The organism is Corynebacterium sp. HMSC14B06, from assembly GCF_001807075.1.
Classification (GTDB): domain Bacteria; phylum Actinomycetota; class Actinomycetes; order Mycobacteriales; family Mycobacteriaceae; genus Corynebacterium; species Corynebacterium jeikeium_D.
The window spans coordinates 26,010-46,995 of record NZ_KV787371.1 but is presented as its reverse complement, the minus strand read 5'-3'; the positions used below and the strand labels follow the sequence as shown (position 1 = coordinate 46,995).

Genomic DNA, 20,986 nt, shown 5'->3' with positions numbered 1-20,986 from the left:
GATTGTATTTAAGCCCGGCTGGTCGGTTTTCGAGGCCGGCGCATATGGGTCGGCCAACGCCGCGCCCCAATGCCCATAACGTCTTTATTTTTCGGAGTAGACCCAACGTGACCAAGAATTTTGCGGAGCAGACTTTTACGGACCCCTCACGGATTCGAAATTTCTGCATTATTGCGCACATTGACCACGGTAAGTCCACCCTGGCGGACCGAATTCTGCAGCTCTCGGGCGTTGTTGAAGCACGCGATATGCGCGATCAGTACCTCGACAACATGGATATTGAGCGCGAGCGCGGCATCACCATTAAGGCTCAGAACGTGCGCCTGCCGTGGGTTCCGCGCACCGGCGAGCACGCGGGCGAAGAGATTGTCCTGCATCTGATTGATACGCCTGGTCACGTCGACTTCACCTACGAAGTCTCGCGTGCGCTAGAGGCGTGTGAAGGCGCGATTCTGCTTGTCGACGCTGCTCAGGGCATCGAAGCGCAGACGCTGGCCAACCTGTACCTGGCCATGGAAAACGACCTGGAGATCATTCCGGTTCTGAACAAGATTGACCTGCCGGCCGCGGATCCGGATAAGTACGCGGAGGAAATCGCGCACATCATCGGCTGTGAGCCGGAGGATGTCATGCGTGTGTCGGGCAAGACCGGTGAGGGCGTTGCGGAAATGCTCGACCGAGTCTGTGAGCTCGTCCCGGCACCGGTCGGCGATCCGGAGGCACCTGCTCGTGCGCTGATTTTTGACTCGGTCTACGACACCTACCGTGGTGTGGTCACGTACATCCGTGTTGTTGATGGGCAGCTCAAGCCGCGTGAAGTCATTCAGATGATGTCCACCGGAACTAAGCACGAGCTGTTGGAAATCGGCATCGTCTCGCCGCAGCCGAAGAAGTGTAAGGGCCTCGGCGTCGGCGAGGTCGGTTACCTCATCACCGGTGTGAAGGACGTCCGTCAGTCCAAGGTCGGTGACACCGTCACGCTGAACGCCACACCGGCGGAGGAGCCGCTGGAAGGCTACGCAGAGCCAAAGCCGATGGTCTACTCCGGTCTGTTCCCAATCTCTCAGCAGGACTATCCTGACCTGCGTGATGCGTTGGAAAAGCTCCAGCTTAACGACGCTTCGTTGACATTCGAACCTGAGACTTCGGTGGCCCTCGGATTCGGTTTCCGCGGGGGCTTCCTGGGCCTGTTGCACATGGAGATCACCCGCGCCCGACTGGAGCGCGAGTTCGACCTGGATCTCATTTCGACGGCCCCGAACGTTGTCTACCGCGTGGTCACTGAGGATGGCACCGAGGTCACTGTTCACAATCCGAGTGACTGGCCGGAGGGGAAGCTCCGCGAGATTTACGAGCCGATGGTTAAGTGCACCATCGTCGTGCCAAGCGAGTTCGTTGGCCCCACCATGGAGCTGTGCCAGCAGAAGCGCGGTGAGATGGGTGGTATGGACTACCTGTCTGAGGACCGCGTGGAACTGCGCTACAAGATGCCGCTGGGCGAGATTATCTTCGACTTCTTCGATATGCTGAAGTCCCGCACCAGGGGTTATGCTTCGCTGAACTACGAAGACGCCGGCGAGCAGATTGCGGATCTGGTCAAGGTGGACATCCTCTTGCAGGGCGAGGCCGTCGATGCGTTCTCCGCTATCGTCCACCGCGACAACGCGCAGTGGTACGGCAACAAGATGACCAAGAAGCTGCGTGAGCTAATCCCTCGCCAGCAGTTCGAGGTCCCAGTTCAGGCCGCAATCGGTTCGAAGATTATCGCCCGCGAGAACATCCGTGCACTGCGCAAGGACGTCCTTGCTAAGTGCTACGGCGGTGACATCTCCCGTAAGCGCAAGCTGCTGGAGAAGCAGAAGGCCGGTAAGAAGCGCATGAAGAACATCGGTTCGGTCTCGGTGCCGCAGGAGGCATTCGTGGCTGCGCTGTCCACCGATGAGGGCGGTAAGTAAAGGGGAAACTGCATGCCACGGAAGCGGAAGAAACTGGTCGAGGACTTCGAAGAGCTGCTCGAAGCCGGTGACATGGATGCGCTGAAGGCCGTCTATGACGCTTGCGCACTCAACGCAGTTTTCGGATACAGCAAGGACACTGCACTAGCGCTCCGTGGCACCCCGCCGGAGCTCATGCGCTGGCTAATCGACCAGGGAATCGACGTCAACACCGAGAACCGCTTCGGTAAAACCGCCCTGGCAGAGCACGCAAGCCGGGGCGATACCGACAAGATGAAAGTCCTGCTCGAATGCGGTGCTGACATCGAAGCTGGCAAACACTGGCCTCTATTCCAGGCAGCGAAGAGCCATCAGCCCAAGGCCATTGCGTTGCTGTTGGAAAATGGCGCTGACCTTCACCGCGAGAACCGCCTCGGTCACGGCCGGACAGCGTTCAAAGAGGCCGTCGCTACCGCCGATATCGATTCCCTCAGTCGAGTCCTAGCGAGTATCGAGGTGCTCCTGGACGCGGGTTCGGAAATCGACGACGAAGCTCGCGAAGAGTTCACTAAGTTCGGTCGCCGCTACAACCGCCTGTCAGACAAGCAGCGCGACAAGTACCAGCCAGTCATGGATCGACTATATGAGCGCATCGGTGCTGACCGCCCGCAGGAAATCACGCCTCACGACGGCCACAGCGACATTATTGTCCCCGCAGACAAGTCGATCAACGGCCAGTTCCGATACCTCTGGAACTACCTGGTGCCGGGTGGTGGCCCAGCCGCGACTGTGCAGGGCGAAGTTATCCGCATCGTGGGCCGGCTCGGGTACGAAGCGCTGGAGATGGGCTACGTCAACTGGGACGAAGACTATGCCAAGATGATCGACTTCTGGCTGGAGACGGTTGGGGCCGCCGAGGATGCCATGGCCGTCGTAAAGCAGCGCAAAGCTGGTGAGGCGGACATTGATGCGCTGACGGAGGCGACAATCGAGTGGGTTACAGAGCACCCGCAGCCGATTGCGTTGGGCGAGGTCCCGTACCGGCGCTAACTCCCAAGAAGCTAACCCCGGTTTGGTGTTAAAAATCTGTTAATGGTTAGCCACTGCATCAATCGGTAGTGTCAGCTGATATCTTTGATGGGTGGAATCCGTATACCTAACAGCAATACTGTTTTCGATTATCGGCGGACTCGGTGCGTCGTTGCTTCGGCTGCCGCCGCTGATTGGTTTCCTTGGGGCCGGTTTTGCCGTTCATGCAATGGGGCTTGAGGAAATCCCGTTCATTGATTCGCTGGCCGAGCTTGGTGTTACCACCTTGCTGTTCACAATCGGTCTGAAGCTAAATCCGAAGGATATCGTGGCGCCACGAGTGGTCTTTTCGGGGCTTGGCCACGCGTTTTTAAACACGGTAGTTTTTGCCGTGCTGTTCGGTGTCGCCAGTTTCTTGCCGCTGCGTGAGCTCACGGGACTGTCGGTGACCGCGCTAATTTACATCGGCATCGCGACTTCATTTTCGTCGACGGTGTTTGTGATGAGCCACTTGGAGGAGCAGAACCGCGGTGCTTCGGCCATCGGACGTATCGCGATTGGTGTACTCATTCTGCAGGACATCATTGCGGTCGGCGTGCTGGTGGCATCGTCGGGTAAGACCCCGGAGCTGTGGGCGCTGGCGCTGCCACTATTGTTCTTCATTCGCCCGCTGGCGGCGCGGCTTCCCAACCGCATGTTCCGCACTGAGCTGCTGGTTCTCACCGGTATTGGTATTGCAGTGGCTTCTTACTCGGCTTTCGAACTGGCAGGGCTCTCTGGCTCGCTGGGGTCCCTGGTCGCCGGTATTCTGCTGTCTTCGCACCCAATTTCTGACCGTCTGTCGGAAGCACTGATTAGTATTCGTGAGCTACTGCTGGTCGCGTTCTTTATCGAGATTGGTCTCGGTGGTCTGCCAAGCGCGGGCGGCTACGTCATCGCTGCGATTATGGTGCTGTTCCTGGTGCTCAAGGCCACTATCTTCATCTGGATTCTCAAGCGCATGGGACTGTCGCTGCGCACGAGTGCGCTGGCGGGGCTGACGTTGAGTAACTACTCGGAGTTCGGCCTAATTGTGATGGCGGCGGCGACGCAACAGGACATTCTGCCGGAAGAATGGACCTCGATTATGGCAGTCGCCGTGGCGGGTAGCTTCATTGCCAGCTCGCTGATGGCCCCGCACGAAGACAAGATTGTCAGCTTCCTGCAGAAGTTCGTCCCAGAAACCCCAGAGGACCGCCTGGTGCCAGAAGAGGCAAAGGTCATTATTGATAGCGCCGATGCTCTCATCATGGGTATGGGGCGAGTCGGCGTTGGTGTCTACGGCAGGTTGGTCAACGAGTACGGCATGAACGTCTTCGGTGTTGATTTCGACGAGGATCGCATCGAAGAGCTGCGCGAGCAGGGCTACCAGGTCATCCCAGGCGATGTGACAGACCCAGAGCTCTGGCACCACATCGAGCTGGAGAAGAAACCAGCGCTGTACGTGTTGGCGCTGTCTGAGCACGCTGAGACCTACGCGATGATTCAGAACATCCGTAAGCAGGACACCGAAGCCGTGGTTGCTACCACCACTAAGGTGCAGAGGTTTAAGGATCAGCTTCTCAACGTTGGTGCCGACATGGCCGTCTACCTCTACGACGGTGCTGGCGAGGAGCTCGCCGACCGTGCAGTGGAGACGCTTAAGCAGCGGTCTTAGTCGCATCCGTTAAATACGGCAAACAACAAGCCAGCCGATTCGTTCGGCGATAAGCTGATTTCATGTCAGTCACCCAAAACCAGATGCCCGCGAGTCCTATTCGATCCAGTCGCAGTGCGATGTTTCGGATGACCGCGGGCCTTGCTGTTGTCATGCTCGGAACTCTCGTCGGCTGCTCATCTTCAGATTCCGAAGATGCCGCCGCATCACAAAGCAACAATGATCAGAGTGAGGTACAGTCGCAATCGACGTCGGCAAGCGAGGGCGATAATCCGAAGATGCCGTCGCCGACGAAGGGGACAAGCGTCGACAGCATCGGATTTGATGAAAGCGCCTACCAGAAAATTGACGTTCAGCGGTTTAGCCAGAACGGAATCAAGGCGTTCTACGTCACGCTAGACGGGAAAAAGAGCGAGTGTTTCTACTCAGACGGCGCGGTGACGTGCATCGGTAAGGCTGATTCGTCGATTCCCGACGTGGAGGTTCCGCCGTTCCCACCACAGTCGCCGGGCGCAATCATGCTGAATACTTCAGGTGCCGCGTACACGCTCGTCGAAGGGGTACCGCCGGCTCAGGAAGAGCTTGACGACGGCCAATGGACGAGCTTCGGCACCGCTGCGTGTGCGAAGACGGATGCGAACAAGCTGGTGTGCCAGTCGGATAACGCGGCCTTTACCATCGAAGGCAAGGACAAGAATATTCGCACCTCCGGCAAGGTTTTCGATTCCGCCGAGGAACTCATGGCCCAGGGGAGTGAGCCGGCGAGGGGCTACAGTCAGGGCACGGATGCACTTGTTCAGGGGCCGATGATGTGCGGTGCCATGGAGGGCCATCGTCTGGCGGAAGTGGTCAAGGGTGAGATGACCTGCGCTGAGGCCATGGATGTGTTGGATCGGTACGACGCAATCAAGGACACTGAGGGCGGTGGCAACACCCTGACCGCTCAAGTAGGGGACTGGACCTGTAGCTCTCCGACGGCGGCGAGGTCTGAGGAGTTGGGAGCGGTAACGGTGTGTGAGGACCCGGAGCATGGCTTGGAAGTCCGTGACCCCGTGATGGGCTAGCAGGGTTACCGCGGCTAACAGCATTTTCAAATAAGCCTAAGCTGGAACTATGACTGATTTATATCTCGTGCGGCACGGTGAAACTGAGTGGTCGCGCACTGGGCAGCACACATCGGTAACTGATCTTCCGCTGACTGACAACGGTCGGGAAGAAGCCAAGGCCCTCAACGGCTGGCTGGATCCGAAGGACTTTGGGCTAGTGCTGGCATCACCCCGTCAGCGCGCCCAGGAGACCGCTCGATTGGCGGGGTTCCACGACTTCGAGGTCGAAGAGGATCTCGCGGAATGGTTCTATGGCGACTACGAGGGGATTACCTCGAAGGAAGTGCAAAAGACCGTTCCCGATTGGCAGATTTGGACTCACGGTGTGCCCAATGGCGAAACCGCGGAGGAAGTCCGTGAGCGAGTTGAGCGAGTGGTGAAAAGGGTGCGTGAATCGGGCGAAGACAAGGCGATTCTGTTCGCCCACGGTCACTCGCTGCGTGCGCTCACCACAGCCTGGTTGGAACTGCCCATTGCACTTGGCCAGTCCTTCCCATTGAATACCGCATCCCTGTCCGTGCTCGGTCGCTACCATGACCGACCTGCGGTTCTGCGCTGGAACCTCTCGCGGGGATTGTAGCGGCGTTGTACAGGTGTCTCGGTGAATTCGCCGATGCCATTCAAGCCGCCAACGCCGTCAAGCTCTGTAAGAGGTGCCTGTGAATCACAATTCCGATGCTTTCGCCCGCGTAGTCGACCGTGCCCGCGGCGTGCTCTATGGCCAGGTCATCGGCGATAACCTCGGCGCGCTAGTGGAGTTTTGTAGTGCCGAGGAGATTGCACAGCGCTACCCACACGGTGTCTGTGAACTTGCCGATGGCGGCACCCACAACATCGCCGCCGGCCAGCCCACTGATGACTCCGAAATGGCGCTGGCGCTGGCACGCTCACTGGTGCGCTGCGAAGGCTACGATGCCGCCGATGTCCGCGAGTCCTATGTGCGCTGGGCAAACTCCGACGCTTTCGACATCGGAGAGGCCACCACGGCGGCGCTGTTACGACACGCACCGAACCCGAACTCCCAGGCCAACGGCGCGCTCATGCGCATCTCACCGCTGGCCGTCGCATACTGGCGCAATCCCGCACGCGCTGGCGAACTCGCACGCAAGGACGCCGCCATCACGCACCCGCACCCAGTGTGCATAGAGGCCAATTCACGTTACGCATCCGCGCTTGCCGACGTCATCAGCGGCGGCCTCCACCAGCCGCGCCGCGGCATTGGCGTGAGTGCGCTGATGGAGTGGCTGGCTTCCCAGCGCGCGCAGTGGGAAACCGAGTGGCAGGCCAGCGGTGCCGTGGTGGATAGCGGGGAGCCGGATTTCTCGGTGCATCAGGGATGGCTGCGCTTTGCGCTGTGGGCACTGCATGAAGAACTGCGCCGGGTAGAAGACAAAACCACGACCTTTGAGGACTCTCTGGTCCGAGTCATTGGCCGTGGCGGCGACACCGACACTAACGCGGCCATTGTTGGTGCTTTTCTCGGTGGCGTCTTTGGGGCCTCCGGCATTCCGCAGCGGTGGCGGGATGTCATTGATTCCTGCTCGCCGAAGCGAAACCGGCCCGCGCAGTATCACCCAAACGATGTTGCGGAGTTGGCGGAGAAACTGGTGGGCATGGAGAGCTAATATTCGGCGACGCACTCACTAATGAGTGGACGTATCGTCAGATTTCTTTCCACTTGACGCCGTTTCTTCTCGTCGTCCACGCCGAGTCTCCTTGGTTTACTTTTTATCCAGTTAACTCTCTTTCCCGAAGATTTTCTTCATTTAGATAGTTGGCGTGGGCATTAGGGGACTCGGTGAGTCCAGCCCTCCGTGCCGTATTTGGTGTCAATAAGATGCTGCGCCGCAGCGAAGTCCTCATCGGAAAGCGATGCCTCGGCGGCACCGTAGCGGTTGATGAATGTCTGCTTCATCGTGTCAATGACTTCCGCGCGGCTGGCACCGGTCTGGCGACGGAGCGGATCGACGCGCTTCTTCGCGCTGCGCAGGCCCTTATCGGCAATCTTGGCCTTGCCAATGCGCAGGACTTCCATCATTTTGTCAGCGTCGATGTCATAACTCATGGTGACGTGGTGAAGCACTGTTGAGCCACGGCGCTTCTGTGCGGCACCACCAATCTTGCCGCCATCGGAGGTGATGTCATTGATGGGGACATACCACGCATTGACCCCGAGCTGCGCAAGTGCAGCGATGACCCAGCGGTCGAGGAATTCATAGGATTCGACGTAGCTAAGACCAGCGACCAGCTTCTCTGGTACATAGATCGAGTAGGTGACGCAGTTGCCGCCCTCCATGAACATCGCGCCACCGCCGGAGAGACGACGCACCACTTGCACATCGTGCTTCTCTACACCCTCGGGCTCGAGTTCGTTGACATAAGACTGATATGAACCGATCACAGTGGCACGATCATCCCAATCCCAGAAACGCAGAGTCGGTCCGCGCTGCCCGGAATTGACTTGATCAAGAAGGACCTCGTCGAGCGCAACATTCATCACCGTCGGCAGGACACCCGGCTGCAAAACCTCCCACTCCAAATCAGTGAAGTCGACGGCCTGTGTCAGTGCACGTCGAACGACTTGCGCAATGATGTGGGTATCAAAACCGTGCAGTCGCACCTCGCGGCCAGACTGATCCTCAAAATCCTTCAGCGCCGCATCGAGGCGAGCCTGCAGGCGCTCTGTATTGTCCTCGGCAGGTGCACCGAGGAGCGCGTCATTAATGATGTCGTAGGCTTCATCGGGTTCGAGGAAAAAGTCGCCCGAAATGCTTATCGACGAAATAGTGTCGCCTGTGGTCTCGCAGTCGGCGACAACCAATTTGCCGCCGGGAACCTTCATCTCTGAGTGGAATTTCTGTGCGGAGGTCATAGGTTTCGATGGTACTCGCGGCGGGCGTTACGATATCCCCCGTGTTTACCTCATCGACTTTGGATCACCGCGCCCGCAAAATTGTCGCGTGGGTAGCGGGCTTGAATCTTCTCGGATTCTTCGTTGAATTAATTGTCGCCTCGATTATTGGCTCCGCAGCCCTGTTTGCTGACGCTGCGGACTTTCTTGAAGATTTCCTCATCAACCTGCTGGTTCTCACCGCATTGGGTTGGTCGCTGGCGAGCCGTCGTAAAGCGAGCTTCGGCCTCGCCGGATTGATCCTGATTCCGGCAATCGCGGCGTTCGGCACTGCCATCTGGAAGATGATCAGCGGTGAGCCGCCAGAGCCGCTAACACTGTCGGTGACGGCGATTATCGCGATGGTTATCAACCTGGTTTGCGCGATTTTGCTGATGAACCTGCGCAAGGCCGACAGTGCGCTTATGCGGGGCGCATGGTTGGCGGCGCGTAACGACGTCCTGGCGAACCTGCTCATTCTCGCCGCCGGAGTGGTCACCATTTTCTGGTTCAGCGCATGGCCGGACATCGTCGTGGGACTTGTCATCGGCGTCATCAACCTGACGGCCGCGAAGGAAGTTTACGAGCAGGCGCGTGCCGAAGACCCCGAGCTAGAGATGGATGATGACGACTAGCGCTGGCTAGTCCGGGGGGAGCGAAGGTTGGGAAGGGGCCGGGGAGGGCCGGGGCCTACTTCCACATATCCTTCTGCCACTGCGGCTTATGAGCGTAGGTGAACTCGTAGTATTCCTTGTTCTTCAGCTCACTGGCTGCAGCTTGGTCAATCACAACCGTGGCTCGCGGGTGCAGCTGCAACACGGAAGCCGGCATGGAAGCGCTCAGTGGGCCCTCGATGGAGGCGGCAATAGCGTGCGCCTTTGCGGTGCCGGTGGCCAGCAGCAGGAGGTGCCCCGCACGTGAAATGGTGCCAAGCCCTTGGGTGACCACGTGGTACGGCACGTCTTCTGCAGAGTCGAAGAACCGGGCGTTATCCAGCACGGTCTGCGGGTGCAGCGTCTTAATGCGAGTCAGAGAGCCAAAAGAGCTGGCGGGCTCGTTAAAACCAACATGCCCATTGGTGCCGATGCCCAGCAACTGAATGTCAATGCCGCCGGCCTCGATAATCTTTCGCTCGTAATCCTCGCAGGCCGCGCCGATATCGTCCGCGAGGCCATCGGGAATATGGACCCTCGCCGGGTCAACATCCACGTGATCGGAAAACTCATTGTGAATCACGTGGTAGTAGCTCTGCTCATGCTCGATCGGCAGGCCCACGTACTCGTCGAGTGCGAAGAAACTGCAGTCTTTGAAGGTGACTTCACCAGCCCGATGGCGACGAATCAGTTCCCGATACGTCGCAAGCGGGGTCGATCCTGTTGCTACACCGAGGTTTCCACCTTTGTTGGCGTAGTGAGCGAGGTAGTCCGAAGCGATGCTCGCGATTTCGGCCTCAGAATCGACGATGATGATTTCCATGGTGGAACACTCCTGAAAACGAGGGCTCGTGGCAGAAATTGCAAAAGGTGCGAGACAGAGTACCAGTGACTCCACAACGCTAAGCGCTATAACCCTATTCAGATGAGGTTAATCTGCCATTGGTTAATTCCTGTAATTACACTCTGTTTTTCTTGTTTATCAACTTCTTCCGGGCAACGAAAAACACTCAGGGCAACGCCACAGTTGGCGTTACTCTGAGTGTGTTGGGGGCGTATTGTTTCTGGCCCTGGGCTACTTCACCCAGAAATTGCCGTCTTCGTCCTTGTAGATGATGTCACCAGCTTGAGCGACTTGGGTATCGTTGACCTGAAGCTCAACCAAATCCAGTGTTTCGACAATTGGTTCAACGTACACGCCACCGTCAAACCAAACCTGGAAAGCATCGGCCGAAGTCGAAGATCCTGAGAAACGGTGCTGTTCGTATTTGTGCACCGGAGCAAATGGGCAGTTAATCGCCTGTGCAATTGTCGGGGAAGCCACGACGGAGCCAAGTACGGCAGCGGCGCCGATGATAACAGCGGCGAGAGAGCGAGAGAACTTCATAGTTAATTCCTTCCCGAGTCGGGGTTATGACGCAGTTATGGGGATGCCGAAGTGCGCACTGTCGGCTGCTGTTGCTGTGGGCTAGACTGAGCCTTCTTTTTCAATGACAAGCATGCGCGCCTCGCCCTGCGGGTGCGCGACATGCTCGTCGCCGGCTTCTGCAAAACAGATAGTGCCAGGCGTTAATGTGCGTACGCATTCCTGTCCCGCATCGCGGTAGTGCATGTCGACGGCTCCGTCGACAACCACAAAGACCTCTTCGCCATCATTGATGTGCCACTTGTATGGCTGATCGCTCCAGTGGAGCCGGACGCTTGTGGCGCCAGTCATAGTGACAACATTCAGTGCACCCCACGGGCGATCAGCGGTGAAGTCTGCGGCTTCGATGAATTTCATGAGCCAATTCTAAGCGGATTTCGTCCCGAGTGGAAAGGCCTGGATGAACGGCTGCCGTCCGGTGTCTAGCGCTACCTACCGCCACTCGGCACTTGCCGGGTCAATACCTTCCTTACGGGCCTGAGCTTCAATCAACTCCAGCAGGTAGCCAGCATTGCCGCGGTAATACCGGTCAAACCGGGAATCAGCGACGTACATGCGAGCCAGCAGAATCTGCTTTTCTCGACCGGCCTCGTAGAAGCGGGTAATAGAGGCCAAGTGACGGTCAACTAGCTCGGCCGCCTCTTCGGAACCTGGCTCCACGTGTCGCTCAGCAGCGTCGGCAAGCGCATCGGCAAAATCCTTAGCCTCTGCCTCAAGAGCGGCCCAGTCGCTGTCGTCCATCTTTTCCTGAGCCTGCTGGGATTGCTCCCACTCGGTGGTGTCGCCCCAGCGTTCCTCAGCTTCGGCTTCTAGATTCTGCCAATCGCGGCCCAAGAGCTCTGCCTTCGTCTTTGCTTCCATTGTGTGTCCTTCCTCAATCAGTTTGTCCAGAGACTGCACCATGTGGTGCAGGTCAGCGATCTTCTCTGTGAGAACAGTTCGCTGAGCGAGCAAACGATCTTTCCGACTTCTCGGGGAGGAATCGCCGTGAATGAACTCCTCGATAGTCTTCAACGGCACACCAGCGGCGCGATAGACCAGGATCTCCAGCGCGGTGTCGATGTCCTCATCGGTGTAGAGGCGGTAGTCGGACCACGTGCGATACTGCGGGCTGAGCAGCCCGATGGCATCCCAATGTCGCAGCGTGCGCGTGGTAACGCCCAGGAGCTCGGCTGCCTCGCCGATGGTGTACTCGTTGTCGTTGTTGCTCACGGGAATCATCTTTCTGTTTGACGTCGCGTCAAGGTCAAGACCCGACGCCGAAATCCGTCGAAGAAGTTAGTTGCGGCAGCCGTAGGTGTGCCGTTCCCGCGACTGTCAATCTGCGGGGCCCGACCGCAAGAGCCGAAGCCTGTTGATTGCCGCCACAACCTCCTGGAAACGAGGCTCCGCCAGATGACCAGAATTGGTAGACGCAGCTGCCGCGTCGAAGAGCGAATGACAAAAGTTGTAGTACTCACGCTGAATTAGCTCGGTGAGGTCAGTACGTCCATCGAGCTGCTTTACAACGGCGCCCAGAATCCGGGCAATGGCTTCTGTTTGGGAGGAATCCATCAATTGGCCGACAGCGCGCAGGTCAAGATTGTCCTTGCCCACCTGAATCAGTTCGAGGCAACGAGCACGCGGTGGCTTAGGCGGTTTCGCGCCGCTACCGCGCCCGCCGCGACTGCCACGACCACCGCGCCCACCGCGACTGCCATGCCCATGACCACCACGACCACCATGTCCACCACGGCTCTCACCGGCAGGGAAGTCAGCCTGCAGAAAACGCTCACCGATCTGCGCAAAAGCTGGCGAAGGTGCAGCCGGAGTGGCAGATTCTCGGAGCTCACGGGCGCGCTCGGTGACGTCGTAAGGCGTGTACGCATCCATAGCAATCACGGTGTCCGCGACATCGATGAACGCACCAGAACCACCAGCGACGATGACCGTGGAGATCCCGTGGTCCTCCCAGAGCTCGCGGACCCGTGCGACCAGTGGAGTAATCGGCTCCCGGTCATCGGGGATGAGTCGGCGCATGCGCTCATCACGAATCATGAAGTTAGTTGCGGAGGTGTCCTCATCGATGAGCAACACGCGCGCACCGGAACCCAGCGCCTCCATCAGACCCGCAGCTTGGGAGGTCGACCCCGACGCGTTCGCCGTGGAAAACCGGGTCGTGTCATCACCGGAGGGAAGACCGTTGATAAACGGCGAGATATCCACACCAGTGATGGCCCGGCCGTCCTCGGCACGCAGCGCAACCGCAGTCTCGTCAGCGACCACAAACTCGCGGCCGTCGCCAGCGACATGGTCATACACGCCAGTGACCAGGGAGGACAGTAGCGTGGACTTGCCGTGGTAGCCACCGCCGACAATCAACGTCACGCCCCGCGGAATGCCCATGCCGTGCACCATTTTACCCGACGGCAACTGAAAACTGTGCTGCAACGATTCCGGCGAGGTAAACGCAGTCGCGCCGGGCTTCGGCAGCTGGCTATTGCCCGCCTGACGGGGCAACACCGACCCGTCTGTCACAAACCCAATCAGGTCCGCGTCCGCTACCGCACGGCGCAAAAAGAGCTGGTCATACTCCAATTCCGCGGCTGCCTCGAGCGCATCGATGGGTGCGTTTACAATGGCGTCGTCAAGCGCGTCCAACAAATCCTCACAGATCAAGCGCGCCGCCTCACGCCCGAGAATGCGCCGGCCGCGGGCGGGCAGCTGGATTTCCAGGCAGATCTGGAGGGCATCATCATGCTTATCGACGTCGTGCGCATCCCCACGGAGCTCAGCGACAGCTGTTCGGCGCAAGACCTGCTGCCCCGGAGAATCGATAAACAGCCCGCGGCCATACTTCTTAAAAGCTCGCACGAGGCTGCGGTTCAACAAATCGAGCTCTGCCGTGCTGAACCTGCCGGGTTGTGAGCGGGAGGCTCCGCGATAGTCCAGCACTGACAGCGGAATGTGGACGCGTGCCCGTGATGCTGGAGCGTAAGGGTCGGATTGGACCTTGTCGACAAACAGCGTCGCGTCCAGATCCGGCAGGTCGTGGGAGCCACGAAGAGATTTGTATGCGCCGTAGCTCTTGCCATCGAGGTTGGAGAGACGTCGATAAAGGTCAGCGGGCATATTTCTACTTTCGTTGAGAAGTTGGGTGCTCTTCCCGCGAGTGTAGCGGCAGATGAGACAGCGCGATTCGCTCCTGGAACGGCCTGGGGCAAATGACCGTGTGCGGTAGCGCCGTTGCTGCAGGAAGGTAGCGTGAGAGGCATGACTGATAGCTCGGAAGCTGACAAACCCACGGACGCAGGGAACAACCCAGAGTCGGTGCAAAAACACGCCCGCGCGAATGCCAAGCGCTACGTCTGGGCGAACGGACTACAGAATATCGGCGACCAGATTGTTGCGGCCAAGACGCTGCTGCCATGGCTGCTGCATTCGGCTGGCGCGCCGGGCTTCTTCATCGCCATGCTTGTGCCGGTGCGCGAGTCCGGTTCGATGCTTCCGCAGGCCGCCCTCACACCTTGGGTGAAATCTCGCCCGCGCCGCACAACCGTCTGGATCGCTGGTGCTTTGGGGCAAGCCATCGCAGCAGCGCTGATTGGTCTGGCTGCGTTGTTCCTAGAAGGCACCGCGCTCGGCGTCGCTGTCATCGTCGCGCTTGCAGGCTTTGCGACGGCCCGAGCCCTGTGCTCGATGGCCTCAAAGGATGTCCAGGGCCGCACGATTCCGAAGGGGCAGCGCGGGCAGATTAGTGGCCGAGCTGCGATGTTGGGCGGTGTCGCCGCAATTATTGTTGGTGCAGTGTTGTGGATTATCCGCGACAACGTCACCAAACCAATCGTGGCGGGGCTCATCTTTGTTGCGGCACTGTCGTGGGTAGCAGCAGTTTTGATTTTCCGTGGGATTGTTGAGCCCACCAACGAGGGGGACAAGGAAGAACCGAATAAAACCTGGTGGCAGGACACCTGGCGGCTCTTTAAAGAGGATAAGAACTTCCGCGACTTTGTGATCGTCCGTAGTTTGTTGCTGGTCACAGCATTATCCACGTCGTTCATCGTAACCCTAAGTGCACAGGTGGGAGCTGATCTGGAAGCCTCTGACGGTAGCGGCGGGGGAGTAAGCGCCAATGTCGGTATCTTCATGCTCGCCGCAGGCTTCGCCTCTTTGGTTGGTGGAAAAGTCGCCGGAATCTGGTCGGATAAATCCTCGAAGAAGGTGTTGACCTACTCTTCGCTGGTCGGTTCTATTGTTCTCTTTTTGTTGGTCGCAAGTGCTCACTGGCTTTCCGCCGGTGCGAACGCTTGGATTTTCCCGCTCGGCTTCTTCGCGATGTCCGTCGTCCACGCCGGTGTTCGCGTGGCTCGTTCGACCTATGTTGTGGACATGGCAGAAGGCGACAAGCGCACCGAGTATGTCGGAGCAGCCAACACCATCATGGGCGTTGTCCTGCTCATCGTCGGTGCGCTTTCGGGTGTTATCGCCAGCTTCGGCCCTGCGGCAGCTTTAATCTTCCTGGCACTAATGGGACTGGTTGGTGTCGCTATGTCCAGCAGGCTGAAGGAAGTCTCGGCGCCGCACAAGGTGACGCCTTAGCAGGGCAGTTCTTTAACAAGGCGGAAGCACTAGCTCACACTAACCGCTACAGCCTCATCGTTCTTGCGCCTGACAATGTCAATAACCAGCGCAGTACCGATCACCGCAGCCCGCGTTTCCTCGTTCAAGTTCGGCTCCAAATGCAGAGCGTACGTGTCCTTGCCGGTAATAGCGCCTTTGAGACCACGGTACTTCCGGTCAATCTTCGCAATCGGGCGTCCCTTGCTGGTCAGTGCGTAATTTTTACCGCGGAAGCCGCCGTCAACATCGACGTCGGAAAGCCCTTTGACGGACAAAGTTAGCCGTGATTTTAGGCTGAATCGTTTGGTCTTGGCTGTGGCGATCTTAGCGCCGTTGGGTGTGAGAACCTTGTATGTGTCGCCGAAAACGTTCGCGGGGTCGGTGATGGTGAGGAGCTTGTCGCCCTCTTTGCCATCCTCGTCCACATCGAAGATGTCGTACTTGACACCGATGCCCAACATGCGGCGACCCAGTGATCCCGCTTGGGCAATTTGGGCAATCTGGGTGCCGTTGTCATCGAAAATGGAGTATTCACTGCGCATAACGTTGCGTGTTTCTTGAATCAGCAGTGTGTCGGTCGTAAGCAGTCGAGGTTTCTGTGTGTTCACGAATTAGCTCCAAACTCGATGACAGTTATTTAGAACTCTACGACCATCTTGCCGGTATTGCCTCCGCTAAACAGTTCGAGGAATGCAGCTGGCATGTTCTCGATACCGTGGCGAGTGGTGACATCGTAGGCGACCTTACCGCTGACGACCAGCGGAGCCATTCGCTCCTGGAATTCACCTGCCAGGTGCAGGTACTTGCCCAAGACGAAGCCGCGCAGCGTAATGCACTTGCCAATCGCCAGAGCCAAGTTACGTGGTCCGGTCGGCGCTCCAGTGTTGTTGTACTGGGAGATTGCGCCACACATAGCAACGCGGCCAAAGGTGCGCATCGCGCCGATGGCTGCCTCGAGATGGTCGCCACCGACGTTGTCGAAGTAGAAGTCGATGCCCTCCGGCGCTGCCTGTGCCAGCTGTTCTGCAACCGGGCCGTCGTTGTAGTTGAAGGCGGCATCAAAGCCGAGTTCGAGTAGGCGCTCAACCTTTTCGTCCGAGCCGGCGGAACCAATGACACGGGATGCGCCCATCTGCTTGGCAAACTGACCAGCAGCCGAGCCGACCGCACCAGCAGCGCCAGAGATAAAGACGACGTCGCCTTCCTTCATCTCTCCGACAGCAGTCAGGCCAACGTAAGCAGTAAGGCCAGTAAGACCAAGGATGCCCAGGTAGGCAGCAGCCGGTGCAACGTTCAGGTCAACCGGTGTTGCCTCGGAATCGGCAATAACAGCATTGGTCTGCCAGCCATAAGAGTGGCGGACAGCGTCGCCAACCTGGAACTTATCCGACTTGGACGCAAGGACAGTGCCCACAGCGCCGCCAGTCATTGGCTGGTCAAGCTGAAAAGGAGGAACGTACGACTTGGTGTCGTTCATACGGCCACGCATGTAGGGATCGACGGTAGCGACCGAGTTGGCTACCAAAATGTCGCCGTCGTTAAGCTCTGGCAAATCGACGGTCTCGAGGCGGAAATTCTCGTCAGTCGGCAGGCCGGTCGGTCGGGAAGCTAGAACCCACTGCTGAGTGGTGGTGGGCAGTTCGGTTGTGGACGATGCATCAGTGGAAGTCACTGTTTTTCTCCTGTTGCGTATTCCTGGATCTATTGTCAGATTGTTGTTGCGTGGCCTCTATATCGTGATAGATATCCGAGCCACGTAGGCTGCCACTGTACCGTTGCCGGAGTGGTTCAGGCTATGCCTAGACATGTTTTTATAACTTAAAGCGATTGGAAAAACGCAGGTTATGCCGCTTGTACCCAGGAATCGAGGCGCTCAATTAGAACGTCCAAATCGTCCAGCAGAGGCATGCCGGGCAGTCGTTCGGCGATCACGTTGCGGACGCTTGTGTACCACCACAGTTGCTGGCTCGGAGTTGAACGAAAGCGTTCCCACAGAGCGTGGCCATCGCGGTCTAAATCCTCCAGAGTCTGGCTGAGATTGTGGAACTTATCCGCAGCGGCCACGATGACAGATTCCTCGCTGCCATGAGAAAGCTGCTCCAGGTAGGCATCGGCACGCTCCTGCCACGAGGGCAGGGAAGAGTCTTTGGTGACGCCCTCGACGATCTCAACCACGCGAGGCCCGAACTCATCTTCCATCTCGGCACGTGAGTAGTTTTCCGGCACGTCTTCCAAAATGTCGTGGAAGAGGGCTGCCAACAGCACGTCTTCGTCGTTAGTCACGCTCGCCGCAATCAACATCACCGACATCGGATGGCTGATATAGGGAACGCCCGAGCCCTTTCGGTAGTGCCCATCGTGCGCGCGAGAGGCGATAGCGATGCCGCGCATGAGCCTGTCGCTAGGGCGTGCCGAAGCAAAGGTGTCAGCGTTTTCCATGGGTATCCCGACCTTTCGTTGATGCTTGAAAAATAGCAGCGTCTAAGCTTGAACATCATGAACGTCGCAGAAGTAGATCCGCTCATCGAGTCGATGTACCGGTGGTCCGATGTCAGTGGTGTCCTGCTCATGGGCATCATTGGTGGCACCATCGCCCGGCAACGAGGCTACGACATCATCGGGTTCTTCTTTATTGCGCTGTTCTCCGCACTGGGCGGCGGCATGATTCGCGATGTTCTGATTAACCAGGGCACCGTCGCCGCAATGAGCCAGCCGGAGTACCTAATCCTGGCGTTTACTGGTGCGCTCATTGCGCGATTTTTCTATTTCAAAGGAAAGACCTGGGAATACGTTCAGGTCCACGGTGACGCTGTGGTCTCGGGACTCTGGGCAGCTACGGGAACGGTCAAAGGCGTCACGTATGGTCTGCCCATTCTGCCGTGCATCATGATGGGCGTTTTCACCGCCACTGGTGGTTCCATGATCCGCGACATTGTGACCGGGCGAGTACCCGCTGTTTTCGGCGGCAACCAGCCCACGGTCATCCCGGCCGTGGCTTGCGCGGTCATTGTCATCGGAGGCCACCATTTGGGATTTATGGCCGTGTCCATGGTCATTGGTCCCGTCGTCAGCATTCTGCTGTCGCTGCTGGGGTACTGGGGTAATTGGCGAGTGTCGGCACACTCGGAGTGGGCGCCACTGAACGACACCGCGGCGCAGATTGCGGTCCTCGCACGTCGAGCAGAGGGCAAGAGCCGCGAGGTTGGTCGACGTTTCGAGCCCGCACGCCTCCGCAGCTGGCGTCACCGACAGATGGAAAAAGCGCTGCAGCGTCGCATTCAGGCTGAGGTTGATAGGGGAGTGTCGCGTTCCGACGCCGAGGCCAACGCGGAGGAATTCCTGGAGGAGTTCAATGCGGACTTCCCAGCGGATCTGGAAGTTCCGTCGGCACAACAGGAGACAGAGCAAGACGAAAGCGATGAATCCAACTTCGGTGTGGACCTATCCGGCGATTCCTATGACGATTACGGGGAAGATACTGCGCTGCGGCAGCGGGAATACCGGGAGATGTTGGATCAAATTCTTGCTGACGATGAGGCGACCGATTTGCTCGTCGCAAAGCTAATGAAGAAATACGACCAGCGGGATTAGAGGAGCGGTAGAGACATGGCATCGACGAGTATTGCAAGCAGGCATTTTGGGCACATTATTAAGGAACACGCCCTTGAGGTTCCCTGGGATCCTTTTACCGGGGCTGCGGATGCTGCGACATTTGAGCTCTTCGCAAGGGAGATCTATGCGCCAGGAAAAGAGGACGCGCCGGCAATTGTCTATTTGCAGGGAGGTCCAGGCTTCCCGGCACCGCGTCCAGTGAGCGCAAGCGGGGTAATTGGCGAAGCGCTGAAGGAATTCCGCGTGATTCTTTTGGATCAACGTGGCACGGGGCGCTCGCATCGAATTGATGCGGCCAATATTGCGGATATTCCGGCCGAGCGGCTTGCACAATTGCGTCAGGAATACATCGTCGAAGACGCGGAAGCATTGCGAAAGCATTTGAGCATTGCGAAATGGTCGCTGTATGGGCAGTCCTTTGGTGGTTTTTGCATTACTTCGTATCTCAGCCGCTATCCGAAATCCGTGGAGCACGCTTACCTCACAGGTGGTTTGCCCGTTCTGGACCGTGGCGCTGATGACCTTTATCGCACGACATATGGGAAGCTGCGCACCCGCCACGAGCGCTTTTATCGCGAGTATCCGTGGGCCGAAAACCGCATTCGAGAAATCTGCGCGCACCTGGAGCAATCTGCAGAAACTCTTCCCACAGGTGAGCGTCTGAGTTCTCGCCGATTCCGAACCATCGGAATTGAATTGGGTCGTGGAGATGGATTCCACAATCTGGCGTATTTGTTGGAAGAGCCATTCCACATTCGCAATGGTGAAAAGCAATTGCGCACTGATTTCCTAGTCGATGTCGGATCCCGCGTGAGTTTCGCCGACGGTCCGCTATACGCCGCGATTCACGAATCCATTTATGGTGGCGTCGGAAACCAGCCCACAACTAATTGGGCAGCTCACCGTATTCGCGAGGAAATCCCAGGTTTTGAAGAAAAGGCCAATCCTGCAGGAGACGAGCCGTTCTACCTCACCGGTGAGCACGTTTTCCCCTGGCAATTCGACGAGGACCCCGCGCTCGTTCCTTTCAAGGAAAAGGCGGAAGCATTTGCGCAGCACACCTGGGAAAGCTCGCCGTATGATTCCGCACGCTTGCTTGCCGACGCCCCAACCTCGGCAGCCGCGGTTTACCTCGACGATATTTTCGTGCCGTTCGAGTACTCCATGGAGACAGCCAACTGCTACCGGGACCTGCGGCCACATGTGACCAATGCATTCCAGCATGACGGTATTCGCCACGACGGCGCGGCCATCTTCGCGCGGCTCCGCGAGCTCGTCGAGGATCACTAGGATGCCAGTTTGCCGGTGGAGATTCTCTCCCCGTAGAACTTCAAACCTCCGCAGAACCTCATGTAGTCCAGCATTGCCTCTCGGTGCCGTCTATCCTGGTGAGCATGTCGACAGCAGAGTTCTGGGATGGGAAATTCACCGCAGATCGCGAGGCCGCAAGTGACGGTTCGCCCTCTTTCTTTGGCGGCGAACCGAATCCGACAATCGCGCAGCATGTTGAGGTAATCCGGAAAGGTTTCTCCGACCCCTCACGTGCGCTCGACCTAGGCTGTGGCCGTGGCCGTCACACGGTGTGGTTAGCCAGCCAGGGCTGGGATGTCACCGGCATGGATTTCTCCAGCGTCGGGCTCGAACACACTGGAGCCGCGTTGGCAGCTGAAGGGCTCTCTGCGAACCTGGTCCAGCAAGACTTAACAGACTGGCAGCCGGAAGCAGGAAGCTTTGAGCTGGTAGTCGCCGCATTTATTCACCTGCCGCGCAGGGACAGGGAGAACCTCTGGCGAGCCGTCGCTGAGGCTCTCACTCCGGGTGGCTACTTTGTCTCAGTCTCACACCATCCGGACAACGAAGTCCACGGCCCGGGAGACCCCGAGCTGCTCTACAGCGCGGATGAGGTCACTGATTTCTTTGCGCACGAGCCGCAGAGTCTCGAAGCGGTGGTGGCGCAGCGTGACGTCGTCAAGCAAATCGATGGCAAGAACGTTGTCGACACCGTGGTGGTGCTGCGGAAGACCTGCGCGGAGAGCTAGAA

The 20,986-nt window shown here is 58.1% G+C and carries 20 protein-coding genes; 11 read left to right on the top strand and 9 right to left on the bottom strand.

Features of this window, described 5'->3' with window-relative positions:
• The first annotated feature begins 107 nt into the window (after positions 1–107).
• The 6 genes from lepA to HMPREF3130_RS05425 all read left to right on the top strand — a co-directional run bounded on the left by lepA (position 108) and on the right by HMPREF3130_RS05425 (position 7,390).
• Positions 108–1,955, top strand: a complete 1,848-nt coding sequence (lepA, locus tag HMPREF3130_RS05450) for a translation elongation factor 4 (RefSeq protein ID WP_070429490.1) — start codon at positions 108–110, stop codon at positions 1,953–1,955.
• A 12-nt stretch (positions 1,956–1,967) separates the two neighbouring features.
• Complete coding sequence (locus tag HMPREF3130_RS05445; RefSeq protein WP_038628151.1) at positions 1,968–2,984, top strand: ankyrin repeat domain-containing protein; 1,017 nt, start codon at positions 1,968–1,970, stop codon at positions 2,982–2,984.
• Positions 2,985–3,075: 91 nt separating this feature from the next.
• The gene (locus tag HMPREF3130_RS05440) at positions 3,076–4,659 is read left to right on the top strand and encodes a cation:proton antiporter family protein (RefSeq protein ID WP_070429489.1); all 1,584 of its coding nucleotides are present in this window, start codon (positions 3,076–3,078) and stop codon (positions 4,657–4,659) included.
• A 128-nt stretch (positions 4,660–4,787) separates the two neighbouring features.
• Positions 4,788–5,723, top strand: a complete 936-nt coding sequence (locus tag HMPREF3130_RS05435; protein ID WP_224786603.1) for a hypothetical protein — start codon at positions 4,788–4,790, stop codon at positions 5,721–5,723.
• A gap of 49 nt (positions 5,724–5,772) precedes the next feature.
• Entirely contained in the window at positions 5,773–6,345 is a 573-nt protein-coding gene (locus tag HMPREF3130_RS05430) for a histidine phosphatase family protein (protein WP_005511515.1), read from the top strand.
• A 79-nt stretch (positions 6,346–6,424) separates the two neighbouring features.
• Positions 6,425–7,390: an ADP-ribosylglycohydrolase family protein gene (locus tag HMPREF3130_RS05425; protein ID WP_083276341.1), complete on the top strand. Its 966-nt coding sequence runs from the start codon at positions 6,425–6,427 to the stop codon at positions 7,388–7,390.
• Positions 7,391–7,551: 161 nt separating this feature from the next.
• Here the strand turns inward: HMPREF3130_RS05425 and HMPREF3130_RS05420 are convergent, their stop codons facing one another.
• Positions 7,552–8,637 (bottom strand): lipoate--protein ligase family protein, encoded by a 1,086-nt coding sequence (locus HMPREF3130_RS05420; protein WP_070429487.1) that lies wholly within the window; start codon positions 8,635–8,637, stop codon positions 7,552–7,554.
• A gap of 8 nt (positions 8,638–8,645) precedes the next feature.
• Between HMPREF3130_RS05420 and HMPREF3130_RS05415 the strand changes: the two genes are divergently transcribed.
• Entirely contained in the window at positions 8,646–9,290 is a 645-nt protein-coding gene (locus tag HMPREF3130_RS05415) for a cation efflux transmembrane domain-containing protein (protein WP_070429486.1), read from the top strand.
• Positions 9,291–9,345: 55 nt separating this feature from the next.
• Here HMPREF3130_RS05415 and nagB read toward each other — a convergent pair whose 3' ends face one another.
• The 5 genes from nagB to HMPREF3130_RS05390 form a co-directional block, all read right to left on the bottom strand.
• Positions 9,346–10,131, bottom strand: a complete 786-nt coding sequence (gene nagB / locus HMPREF3130_RS05410) for a glucosamine-6-phosphate deaminase (protein WP_070429485.1) — start codon at positions 10,129–10,131, stop codon at positions 9,346–9,348.
• A gap of 252 nt (positions 10,132–10,383) precedes the next feature.
• On the bottom strand, positions 10,384–10,695 hold the full coding sequence (locus HMPREF3130_RS05405) for a hypothetical protein (RefSeq protein WP_016422332.1): 312 nt from the start codon (positions 10,693–10,695) through the stop codon (positions 10,384–10,386).
• Positions 10,696–10,776: 81 nt separating this feature from the next.
• A complete protein-coding gene (locus tag HMPREF3130_RS05400) occupies positions 10,777–11,091 on the bottom strand; it encodes a cupin domain-containing protein (protein WP_070429484.1) in 315 nt (104 codons plus the stop codon).
• A 75-nt stretch (positions 11,092–11,166) separates the two neighbouring features.
• Positions 11,167–11,955, bottom strand: a complete 789-nt coding sequence (locus HMPREF3130_RS05395; RefSeq protein ID WP_070429483.1) for a MerR family transcriptional regulator — start codon at positions 11,953–11,955, stop codon at positions 11,167–11,169.
• A 96-nt stretch (positions 11,956–12,051) separates the two neighbouring features.
• Positions 12,052–13,845 carry an ABC-ATPase domain-containing protein gene (locus HMPREF3130_RS05390; RefSeq protein WP_016422335.1) on the bottom strand — a complete coding sequence of 598 codons (1,794 nt, stop codon included), beginning with the start codon at positions 13,843–13,845 and terminating at the stop codon, positions 12,052–12,054.
• A gap of 141 nt (positions 13,846–13,986) precedes the next feature.
• On the opposite strand from HMPREF3130_RS05390, the gene HMPREF3130_RS05385 reads away from it, so the two are divergent.
• Positions 13,987–15,312: an MFS transporter gene (locus tag HMPREF3130_RS05385; protein ID WP_222865698.1), complete on the top strand. Its 1,326-nt coding sequence runs from the start codon at positions 13,987–13,989 to the stop codon at positions 15,310–15,312.
• 29 nt (positions 15,313–15,341) lie between these two features.
• On the opposite strand, the gene HMPREF3130_RS05380 is transcribed toward HMPREF3130_RS05385, so the two are convergent.
• From HMPREF3130_RS05380 to HMPREF3130_RS05370, 3 genes are all read right to left on the bottom strand, one after another.
• The gene (locus HMPREF3130_RS05380; protein ID WP_016422337.1) at positions 15,342–15,941 is read right to left on the bottom strand and encodes an LURP-one-related/scramblase family protein; all 600 of its coding nucleotides are present in this window, start codon (positions 15,939–15,941) and stop codon (positions 15,342–15,344) included.
• A 29-nt stretch (positions 15,942–15,970) separates the two neighbouring features.
• A complete protein-coding gene (locus HMPREF3130_RS05375; protein WP_016422338.1) occupies positions 15,971–17,005 on the bottom strand; it encodes an NADP-dependent oxidoreductase in 1,035 nt (344 codons plus the stop codon).
• 170 nt (positions 17,006–17,175) lie between these two features.
• Entirely contained in the window at positions 17,176–17,772 is a 597-nt protein-coding gene (locus tag HMPREF3130_RS05370) for an HD domain-containing protein (protein ID WP_070429482.1), read from the bottom strand.
• A 57-nt stretch (positions 17,773–17,829) separates the two neighbouring features.
• On the opposite strand from HMPREF3130_RS05370, the gene HMPREF3130_RS05365 reads away from it, so the two are divergent.
• From HMPREF3130_RS05365 to HMPREF3130_RS05355, 3 genes are all read left to right on the top strand, one after another.
• Positions 17,830–18,924: a trimeric intracellular cation channel family protein gene (locus HMPREF3130_RS05365; RefSeq protein ID WP_070429481.1), complete on the top strand. Its 1,095-nt coding sequence runs from the start codon at positions 17,830–17,832 to the stop codon at positions 18,922–18,924.
• 15 nt (positions 18,925–18,939) lie between these two features.
• A complete protein-coding gene (locus HMPREF3130_RS05360) occupies positions 18,940–20,235 on the top strand; it encodes an alpha/beta fold hydrolase (protein WP_070429480.1) in 1,296 nt (431 codons plus the stop codon).
• 104 nt (positions 20,236–20,339) lie between these two features.
• Positions 20,340–20,984: a class I SAM-dependent methyltransferase gene (locus HMPREF3130_RS05355; RefSeq protein ID WP_069359606.1), complete on the top strand. Its 645-nt coding sequence runs from the start codon at positions 20,340–20,342 to the stop codon at positions 20,982–20,984.
• The last annotated feature ends 2 nt before the right edge of the window (positions 20,985–20,986 follow it).